Source organism: Microcoleus sp. PH2017_12_PCY_D_A (genome assembly GCF_020738565.1).
Classification (GTDB): domain Bacteria; phylum Cyanobacteriota; class Cyanobacteriia; order Cyanobacteriales; family Microcoleaceae; genus Microcoleus.
On the sequence record NZ_JAEQCI010000021.1, the window covers coordinates 69,001 to 79,128 of the forward strand.

At 47.0% G+C, this 10,128-nt stretch carries 7 protein-coding genes; 2 read left to right on the top strand and 5 right to left on the bottom strand.

Annotated features, from left to right (window positions below; all coding sequences use genetic code 11):
* Window positions 1-161: 161 nt before the first annotated feature.
* Entirely contained in the window at window positions 162-3,083 is a 2,922-nt protein-coding gene (locus JGK39_RS05770) for a PAS domain-containing protein (protein ID WP_293261418.1), read from the bottom strand.
* A gap of 402 nt (window positions 3,084-3,485) precedes the next feature.
* Between JGK39_RS05770 and JGK39_RS05775 the strand changes: the two genes are divergently transcribed.
* On the top strand, window positions 3,486-3,632 hold the full coding sequence (locus JGK39_RS05775; RefSeq protein WP_293261421.1) for a hypothetical protein: 147 nt from the start codon (window positions 3,486-3,488) through the stop codon (window positions 3,630-3,632).
* A gap of 132 nt (window positions 3,633-3,764) precedes the next feature.
* Here the strand turns inward: JGK39_RS05775 and JGK39_RS05780 are convergent, their stop codons facing one another.
* From JGK39_RS05780 to JGK39_RS05795, 4 genes are all read right to left on the bottom strand, one after another.
* Window positions 3,765-4,211 (bottom strand): response regulator, encoded by a 447-nt coding sequence (locus JGK39_RS05780; protein WP_293261424.1) that lies wholly within the window; start codon window positions 4,209-4,211, stop codon window positions 3,765-3,767.
* A complete protein-coding gene (locus JGK39_RS05785) occupies window positions 4,208-6,133 on the bottom strand; it encodes a CHASE3 domain-containing protein (protein WP_293261427.1) in 1,926 nt (641 codons plus the stop codon). Before JGK39_RS05785 ends, JGK39_RS05780 begins: the two co-directional genes overlap by 4 nt.
* A 225-nt stretch (window positions 6,134-6,358) precedes the next feature.
* On the bottom strand, window positions 6,359-7,435 hold the full coding sequence (locus tag JGK39_RS05790) for an RNA-guided endonuclease TnpB family protein (protein WP_293261430.1): 1,077 nt from the start codon (window positions 7,433-7,435) through the stop codon (window positions 6,359-6,361).
* Window positions 7,436-8,226: 791 nt separating this feature from the next.
* Window positions 8,227-9,432 carry a 4-hydroxy-3-methylbut-2-enyl diphosphate reductase gene (locus JGK39_RS05795; RefSeq protein WP_293261433.1) on the bottom strand — a complete coding sequence of 402 codons (1,206 nt, stop codon included), beginning with the start codon at window positions 9,430-9,432 and terminating at the stop codon, window positions 8,227-8,229.
* A 127-nt stretch (window positions 9,433-9,559) separates the two neighbouring features.
* Between JGK39_RS05795 and JGK39_RS05800 the strand changes: the two genes are divergently transcribed.
* On the top strand, window positions 9,560-9,994 hold the full coding sequence (locus JGK39_RS05800; protein WP_293261436.1) for a GxxExxY protein: 435 nt from the start codon (window positions 9,560-9,562) through the stop codon (window positions 9,992-9,994).
* Window positions 9,995-10,128: the final 134 nt, after the last annotated feature.

Sequence of the window (10,128 nt, forward strand, 5' to 3'; positions counted from 1 at the left end):
CAACCAATTTTATTGAGGTTTGTAGTCAGGACTTTAGTCCTCTTATTTTGATGCGGACTAAAGTCCTCACTACCAACCAATTTTATTGAGGTTTGTAGTGAGGACTTTAGTCCTCATTATTTGAGGACTAAAGTCCTCACTACAAACACAATTACCAATTTTTAATTGGTGAGCGCTTGCTCTCTCAAACTAACTACAGCCTCTACCAAGACATCGGGCTGCACGGGTTTAGCCAGATGCCGATCGAAACTAGCAATCATCGCCCGATCGCGGTCTTCATCCCTAGCATAGGCCGTCAGGGCGATCGCCCGAAAATTCCTGCCGCTTTGAGTTGCTAAAGAGCGCAGCCGCAACAGCAGCGAATAGCCGTCTTCCTCAGGCATTCCGATATCGCTGACCAAAACATCCGGCACAAACTCAGCAGCAGCCTCAAACGCCTCAGCAGCGCACGATGCAGCCCTGACAGCCGCCCCGGAATCAGTCAAGACAAACATCATAAATTCCCGCGAATCCACCTCGTCATCAACCACCAAAACCTTAACTCCCTGTAAATTACCACCGCCAGCCAATACCTGCGCTTCCTCGCAGGCGATCGAATTTACCTGAATCGAAGGGAGGCGGAAAGTAAAAGTCGATCCCAGATCCAGTCCCGCACTGCTCGCCCAAACCCTGCCGCCGTGGAGCTCCACCAACTGCCGGACGATCGCCAGCCCCAGCCCCAAACCGCTATAATTGCGAGTAATCGTAGCATCCGCTTGCCGGAAAGACTCAAACACGTAGGGCAAAAAATTCGCAGCAATCCCAATTCCCGTGTCGGAAACAGCCAGCTCAACCTCCTCTTCAAGTCGCTGCAACCGGATGGAGACTCGCCCGCCCCGCGGCGTAAACTTAATCGCATTCGTCAGCAAATTCCAAATTACCTGCTGCAAGCGGCCCGGGTCTCCCGATACCAAAAATCTCGGATTTAACACAGATTCAGGATTGCCAGAAACCTCTCCTGGTTCGCAAAATTCAGCAGTCTCCAAGCCCAAATCTACAATTGCAAACTGCACGTCGATCGACTTAGCATCGGCCGCCAAACCCACCGTATTCACCGCTCCCTCCACCATCGAAATCAAATTTACAGGACAAGGATTCAAAGTCAACTTGCCGCGAATAATTCTCGAAATATCCAGCAAATCCTCAATCAATTGAGTTTGCAATTTAGCATTGCGCTCAATAGTGGACAAAGCCCGCGCAGTCACAGCCGGACTGAAACTGCGGTTTCGCAGCAGTTGCGCCCAGCCCAAAATCGCGTTTAAGGGCGATCGCAGCTCGTGAGAAAGAGTTGCTAAAAACTCATCTTTCATGCGATTTGCCTGCTGAGATTCCTCGTAAAGCCGCGCGTTTTCGATGCTCGCCGAAACTGCTTGAGCCAACTGCATTAAAATACTTTCATCATCTTCCCCAAACTCCCCCTCGTACTTGTCCGACAACTGAATCAATCCCAGATTTCTGCCGTCGCGAGCCGTCAGCGGTACCGCCAGCCAGCCCCGCATCGGCGGGTGCTTCCCCGCCGCCTTGCCGAACCCCCGCCAGCCCGGGTGAGCCTCTAACTCGCTTTGAGTCATCCGCATCGCCTGCTGCTGCTGGCAAACTTCCCGGTAAATGCCCGTACCGTCTGGCTCTTGGCAGTAATCTTGCCACCGGGCGTATTTTTCTGACATCGAAAACTTGCTAATTCCGGCATCCCAGTGAGCTGAAGGGGTGAGGTTGACGGCTGCTTGGTGGACTTCCAGAATGGAGCGGGCGCTATCTGCTGCTAACTGAACGATGTCTGCTACCGAAAGCATGGAGTGGAGCGCAACTGAGGCGGAGGTTAACTTTTGCAGGCGGTGCAAATACGATCGCTCGCGCGCCAAAGCCTGGGAGCGGTCGTATTCTAACTGTTTGCGAGCCGTAATGTCGATCGCCACGCCGAACAGTCGCAGCGGTTTACCGGATGCGTCAAAAACCACCCGCCCTTTGTCGTGAAGCCAAATCACCGAACCGTCGGGTCGGATGTGGCGGTGTTCCGACTCGTAAACTCCCGGGCCGCTGAGTGCGGCATCCACATCTGCCAAAAAGCTGTCGCGGTCATCTGGATGCACCGCATTCTTTTTTTCCTCAAAAGTACCAACGGTGCTGGAGTGGCCCAAACCAATCTGTGTGGCGGCATTGCACGAGCGGCGGACTTCCCCGGAAGCCATATCCCAGGTAAAAGCGACGGTGTTAGCTGATTCTAGAGCAAAGCGCAAGTTTTCCTCGCTCTCTTGTATTCTGGCTTCGGATAATTTGCGATCGGTAATATCCCAAACCACGCCGATCGATCGCACCGACTTACCCGTACCGTCATTAAAAAACTTGCCCCTACCCGCGATCCAGTGCAAGCTGCCGTCGGGCCAAATAACTCTAAATTCGTGCTGGTATTCTATTTTATTTTCTAAAGCAAAGGCGATCGCGCGAGCAATAGCATCGCGATCGTCCGGATGAACGCAGGCAAAAAACGCTTCGTAAGTTCCCGAAAAACTGCCTTTTTCCAACCCGAATAACTGTTCGTGTCCCTCCGACCAAATTACCTCGCCGGTTAATATATTCCAATCCCAAGTTCCCATTTTCGAGGCTTCGATCGCCACTCTCAGCCGTTCCTCAGAAATTGCCAACTCTGCCGACGTTTTCGCGTAGTTTTGGCGCAACTGCTGTTTTTCCAAGCTTTCCGCCACGGCCGCCGCCAGCCGCTTGAACTGTCGCCCCTTGAACACGTAATCGCTCAAACCCGCTTTCATCGCTTCGACTGCCACTTGTTCGCTGCCGCTGTCCGTACACATAATTACCGGACAATTCGGGTAGCGGCTTTGAACTTGTTGGAAAATAGTTAATCCGTCGCTCCAGCGCAGTTGGTAATCGGTAATTACCAAATCAAAACCCCCGGCTGCGAGGATTTCTTCGAGAGTTTGGGCATCAATAGCCGACTTTATTTCTAAATCGCCAAAAGTTTTCCTCAGTTCTCTATCGATCATCAGGCGATCGTTCGGGTTGTCCTCGATTAATAGAATAGACAGCATGGTTTTTTGGCTTTTTGTATTGGCACAAACATTTTTGATTCTAAGAATATGTTATTGAGGAATCCCCTTATTTCAATATTTAGTGATAATTCACTCTCCTCGGAAATTTTTAATTTATTTGCTTGCATTTTATTATATCTCACAGATTACGATCTCGATCCTTTTTCGCCACTATTTGCTAACAAATACATGAACTAAGGTGTTCTCTCGAACCTTGTGGGTATTATATTAATCAATGCCTTGCCTAAAAATCCCAGGCTTACCATTTTCGAGGTTGATTACTCTCCCGTCAATCTTGGATTCATCGGACAGGAACAGATGATACAGGACTCGCCACCTCAAGACCAACTTCTACCAGTTTTGATTTTATTATATTTGAGATTAAAGAATTGGGAATGACTGATGACCACCCAAAAATGGATACCAGCCCACGACGGCAGAAGTGGAGATTACAAAATCTTAGACCAAAGTTCAAACTCCCAGATTCACGGCGCTGCAAGTAAATCTCAAACTGGTACAGCAACCGTCGAAGTATCTCAAATCGTTTGACACAGGAGCAAGCAAGGGCGACCGCGCTCGCGACTTGTCCTGTAGCTAGTAATTACTCTCGTTACCAGGAAGAGCTTGGTAATGGGGAAACAAGCAATAAAAAGCGGGAAACCGCCACTAAAAACAAGAAAATTATATTGGTTCCGGCAGTTCGGTATGGTTGAGCCAATACTCGCCAAAACTCTGCATCAGTTCCGATAAAGAAGCAAACCCGACAGGTTTAACCAAATAAGAATTTACCCCTAAATCGTAAGCTCGATCGACATCAAGTGTTTGCCTAGAAGAAGTAAGAACAACCACCGGCAAGCGTTTTAATTGAGGCTGCTGCTTGAGCCAACCCAGAACCTCGTGGCCCGATCGCCTGGGCAACTTCAAATCTAGTAAAATTATCGCAGGCAAAGGATAGCGATCGCGATCGCTGTATTCTCCGTCACCATTTAAATAAAAAACCGCTGCATCTCCATCTCGGACAATTTGCAGCGAAATATTAGTAAAAGTCCGATCGCGAAAAGCCCGCTGCATCAACAAAATATCAACAGGATTATCTTCCACCAGCAAAATCGTCTGCGTTAGCCTCATCCTTTCCTCAGTTCGATCCAAAAACGACTCCCTTGTCCTAATTGAGATTCAACCCCAACTCGACCGCCCATGCGATCGGCTCCTTTTTGTACAATAGCTAATCCTATACCAGTTCCGGGGTAAGACTCGATCCCGTGCAGCCGTTCAAAGACGCGAAAAATCCGTTTTTGATGTTCGGGAGCAATACCGATGCCGTTGTCTTCTACCCAAAGACGGACTGTGCGGACAGTCAATTGGCCGCTGGCAATCAGTAACTGCGAATTCTCCCACTGTCCCACTGTCGCCCTTTCCCATTCTCCCGCTGTCTGTCTGTCTGTCTCTGCCTCAAGAGGAATCTCAATTTCCTGGGCCCATATCTGCACTTGCGGCGGTGCGCCATCCACAAATTTTATAGCATTGGCGAGCAGATTTGCGATTGCTTGAACTAAAGTAACGCGGTGGGCAATTACCGCAATGGCGGGCGAGCGCACGCTGATTTGAGCGCCGCTGGATTTAGCATCGGCTTGTACCATCGCAATTGCCTCGGCGACAGCCGATTCTAAGTCTAGAACTTGCAGCGATAAATCAGTGCGGCTCAGGCGGCTGTATGCTAGCAAATCTTGGATCAAATCTTCTAATTGTTGCCCAGAATTAACAATTTGCTGGGCGTATTCTTGACCGAGTTCGTCGAGGAGTTCGCGGTAATCTTCTAACAAAGCTTCAGCCAATCCCTGCATTCCCCGCAGGGGCGCGCGCAAATCGTGGGCGACGGTATAGGTGAAAGCTTCTAATTCTTCGTTAGCTGCTTGAAGTTGGTTGGTGCCCAGTTCCACCCGCCGTTCTAACGTAATGTTGAGCATCCGAATTTCCGATTCTGCTTGTTTGCGCGCAGTGATGTCAATGGCGGTACTAATTACTAAACTTCTGCCGTCGGAAAGCTTGCCTAAAGGTGCGGAATAAAAGTCCCAAATTCGTTGTTCGCCGCTGGCTGTGGTAATTATATATTCGCCTTCAGAAACGCGCGCGTTTAATTGGTGCAGCCGATCGATATCTTGTTGCACTAGCGATTTGCGGTTGCCGTAAGCTTTTTCTGTCCAATCTTCAATTGTGGGAATTTCTGAGTATTCATAGCCTGAGAGTTCTGTCCAAGCCGAGTTAATTTGCAAAACTTCTTTGTTTTCAGCGTGCAGCATAATTGGCAGCGGGGCGTCGAGAATGGCGCGGCGGAAACGTTCTTCGGTTACTGCTAGGGAGTGGCGATCGTGTTCTAGCTGTTCTAAAAGTTGATTTTGCTTGATTTCGGCATTGTCGCGCAAAGTTCGATCGCGCTTTACCAAATAGAAAACCAACACCAGTAACAGCCAATCTACTACAGCAGCAACGGTAAAAGTAACGATTGTCAAATGGGCGCTGGATTGAGATTCTCGGGCGCGCTGCTGCAATAGCAGATTTTCTTCGTCAGTCATGACTGCTACCTGCTGTCGAATCCCGTCCATGATTTGCTTTCCGCGATCGGTTTTTACTTGTCCCAGGGCTGCTGCTAAGTTTTTTTGGCGCCGCAGATCGATCGTTTCTTGAAGTTCGGCTAATTTAGAGTCGATCGCAATTTTCAAGTCGCGAATGCGCTGTTGCTGGCGGTTGTTATCGGCGGTTAGCTGCTGCAATCCGCCTATTTGTGCCTTGACGCGGGCGATCGCGCTTTGATAAGGTTCTAAATACCCTTGTTCTCCCGTCAGCAAATAACCGCGCTGTCCGGTTTCAGCATCTTTTAAGGTAGAAAGCGTCGCTTCGAGTTCAATTAAAACTCCGTGAGTGTGGCTCACCGAGCGCTCGTTTTCCACTAACTTGAGAGTATTGCGGTAGGAAGTTGCCGCATTAAAAATTAGCAGTCCCAAGGCGATGCCGATGCCTGCGGTGATTTGGCGAGTCAGCGATTTGTTCATGAAATAGTCGGCGCGCGAGTCCCGCTTTTTTTTGTTTTAGCTCGCTGCGGGCGATGAATTTTTTGCTCGGGCAGACACGGCGGCCAAAGCAGATAAATTTAAGGCTCAAATTTGCGATCGTCTTGTTTCTAGTTTAGTCTTGCTGCTACACAAATACTAGACAAGTCTAGACATTTGCTTCTTACTTCGTCGGGAGCATGGGAGCGGTTATCCCTCCGTAAGCTTTCACGGTTTAGCCAACCGTGATAAATTGATGGCTGCGTTTAAATCCCTGTCCATCGAATGACCGCAACTTCCACAGTTATAAACCCTTTCTTTGAGTGGCATATCTTGAATATGCCCGCAACTCGAACAGGTTTTGCTCGACGGGAACCAGCGGTCAGCAACGACAATTTCACAGCCAAACTTTTTCGCTTTGTATTCTAGCTGGCGTTTAAATTCATGAAATCCGCAATCAGCTATTACCTGTGCTAGCTTGTGATTCTTTAGCATCCCTCCAATATTCAAGTCTTCTACTACTATCGTTGCGTGGTTTTGGCATAAGTAAGTAGTGACTTGATGTAGAGTATTCTTTCTGAGGTTTGCTATTTTTGCATGGTGTTTTGCCAGTTGGATTTTGGCTTTGTATCTATTGCTGGAACCTTTCACCTTTCTAGCAAGAACTCTTGATAATCTCTTCAGCTTTAGAAAATGCGCTTTGTAGTGCTTTGGGTTCGGGAATACTACGCCAGTTGAAAGTGTAGCCAACTCTTTTACTCCCAAATCAACTCCTACAATTTCATGAGTTTTGACTGTGGGTTCATGATTCTGTTCGTAAGCAAATGCGATAAACCAACTGTCGGCAGTGCGTGAAATGGTGATTGACTTGCAAGTTGTGTGAGGTAGTCCTTCGTGGGTTTTTACCCAGCCGATTGTCGGCAACTTTATAGACGTACCACCCACAGGGATAGGCTTACCGCCCGCGTCAATAGTGAAAGAGTCGTGATGCCCCTTCTTTTTGAATCTGGGAAATCCACCTTTTTTTGAGAAAAATTTAGAGAACGAATCCCCAAGATTGTCAAAGGCGTATTGAGTTATTTTCTGGCAGATTCCCGTCTCTTTGATCCATGTAAATTCAGGTTTTACATGATTGTTGAAGAATTTCTTGAGTAGGTATTTATTGGGCTTTAATCCATCTTGATAAAGGCTATTCCAAGTAGCTAGTCCCCAATTATAAGTAAACCTCGCTATGCCAGCGTGTTTGCTCATAACCGTTGCCTGGTTCTTGTTTAGCTTTAACTTTGTCTTGATGGACAGAAGCATTGTTTGGCCTCAACACTCGATTTATTTGTTTAATCTTGCCACATCTTGTAGGGGTTTGTCAACAGCATTTTTTAGTTTTATTTGATTTCCTTGGAGTAATTTTGCAGGCCGTATAATCGACAGGAAAAACAGTGAATTATTTCAAGTATTCTAGCAATTCATGTTGAGGAGACGGCGAGTCTTTTTACTGACAATCCAAGCTTTTTTGCGAATTCATGTGGTTTAAACAAAATGGTATACCGTAGATTTGTCCACAAGTGTACCACTCTGTCTATTTATTTGCTACCTAGGTACTAGCTCCTCCTCGCATCCTCCTTAAGTAAGAGAGGACAAACATACAATCTCTCGTTCTCTCGCCAAGCTTAATTCGTCATTTTCTGTGGCATCGCTTTTGCTACTTTGACAATTTCAAATGGCGGCGCAAAAAAAGGAGTTTTTACCTATTGATTTCGGTTGATTTATGGGGTATATTTTAGATAATGGAAGTGGTGACTTCAATTTAAAAATTTTCACTATTCCCATTATTAAATAATACCTTGTCAAGCAGCCCGCGTCAAGCTTTTTACCCCAAAAAAAAGGCGATTTTTTCATTATTTGTGAAAAAAATAAGTTTGGGACGCAGGGGAGAAATTGCGAGGGAAACTAACCGCAGATAAACGCAGATTAACACAGATAATTTTCAGCATCGAGATGGAATGAAGAGCAATTGGAGTCTACAGTCTGTTTGCGAGGGAGACGATCGCACTGCACGCCGAAAAAGATGATTCCGAGTGCAGTGGCGAAGCAGAGAATTAGGGAATAACAGCGGCTTTCATCGCCAAAATGCGATCGATCGCATCCTCAACAACCTTATCAGGAGTCGAAGCACCCGAAGTCACACCGACGACAATATTACCTTCAGGGAGCCAATTTTCAGTTACGACCAAATCCCGGCCCAAAGGCTTGTGTTCGATGCGATTTCCCGGTAAAATGCGCTCCGCAGAATCAATGTGATAAGAAGGAAGAGTTTTGTCGATCGCAATTTCCTGCAAGTGGGTAGTATTAGAAGAATTAAAACCGCCAATCACCAACATCAAATCCAACTTTTCCTCAACCAAACTCAACATAGCATCTTGCCGTTCCTGAGTCGCATCGCAGATAGTATTAAAACTGAGGAAATGCTCGTTAAGATTGGAAGGCCCAAACTTCCGCATCATCGTCTTTTCAAACAACTTGCCAATATTCTCAGTTTCAGTTTTGAGCATAGTAGTTTGGTTCGCAATTCCGACACTTACCAAATCCACATCTGGGTCAAAACCAGCAGAACAAGCCTTGCTAAACTTAGCAAGAAACTCAGCACGATCGCCTCCGTGCAAGATATAATTGCTGACATATTCAGCTTCCTGCAAATTCAGCACAATCAAATACTTATCAGCAAAAGAACTGGTAGCAACAGTTTCCTCGTGCTTGTACTGACCGTGAATAATCGAAGTATAATCCCTTTTCTTGTGTTTTTCAACAGTATTCCAAACCTTAGAAACCCAAGGACAAGTAGTATCAACAATCTTGCAACCCCTATCGTTCAGCAACTGCATTTCTTGCACGCTCGCCCCAAAAGCAGGTAAGATTACCACATCGCCACTATCCACCACAGAAAAATCTTTCTGCCCCTTTTCCACAGCAATAAAACCAACTTCCATATCGCGCAAATGCTGGTTCACAGAAGGATTGTGAATAATCTCATTAGTAATCCAAATCCGTTCTGAGGGGAAGTGCTGGCGAGTCTCGTAAGCAATAGCCACAGCGCGTTCCACCCCCCAGCAAAAGCCAAAAGCTTCAGCCAGCCGGATCGTGACTGCACCGCGCTGCAGCCTGTAATTGTTGTCGCGAATTTGCTGGATCAGGCTGCTTTGATAAGCCGTCTGCATCACCTCAGCTACCTCAGCTTCGTGTCCGAAACCCTTGCGGTGGTAGTTTTCGGACTGTTGGAGCGATCGTTTAAAAGCTTTAGTATCCATGGGGTACCGAATTCAAATCTAGGTTAATTACCTTTGATTTTAGAAGGCCTGGGTGCGATCGGGATTATTTCATTCAGTTGGGAACAGCGGTTAAGGTGTTTGTATTGTCAATGAGAGGGAAGAAGGAATGAACCGCGAAGACGCAAAGGACACGAAGGAAGAAGAAAGAAGAATGAGACAGTTGGGCGAACAGGTGGAACAGTTGGCTTATAGAACGATTGGCGCTGCTATTGAAGTGCATCGGCTTTTGGGCCCAGGATTTTTAGAATCGGTGTATCAAGAATCCTTGGAAGTTGAATTTGGTCTGCGGGGGATACCTTGTCACCCGAAAAAGCCAGTAGCAATGACCTACAAAGGCCATCGAGTCGAGGAAGGTCAATTAGACTTTCTGGTTGGCGATATCCTAATTGTTGAACTAAAAGCCGTCGAAAAGTTAGCTCCCATCAACGAAGCCCAAGTTATCTCGTATCTCAAAATGACCAAAAACACCCTAGGCCTGCTCATCAACTTCAACGTTCCCATCCTCAAAGAAGGCATCAAACGAATAATTCTGTCATCTTAACCCTTCTTCCACTTCTTCCTTCGCGCTCTTAGCGTCTTCGCGGTTCGTAAAAAAAACTTAAAACAAGCGCCAGAAAAATCCTCACCGCAGTCCGAGCTAAGAAGGAATTAACCGCGAAGACGCGAAGGACACGA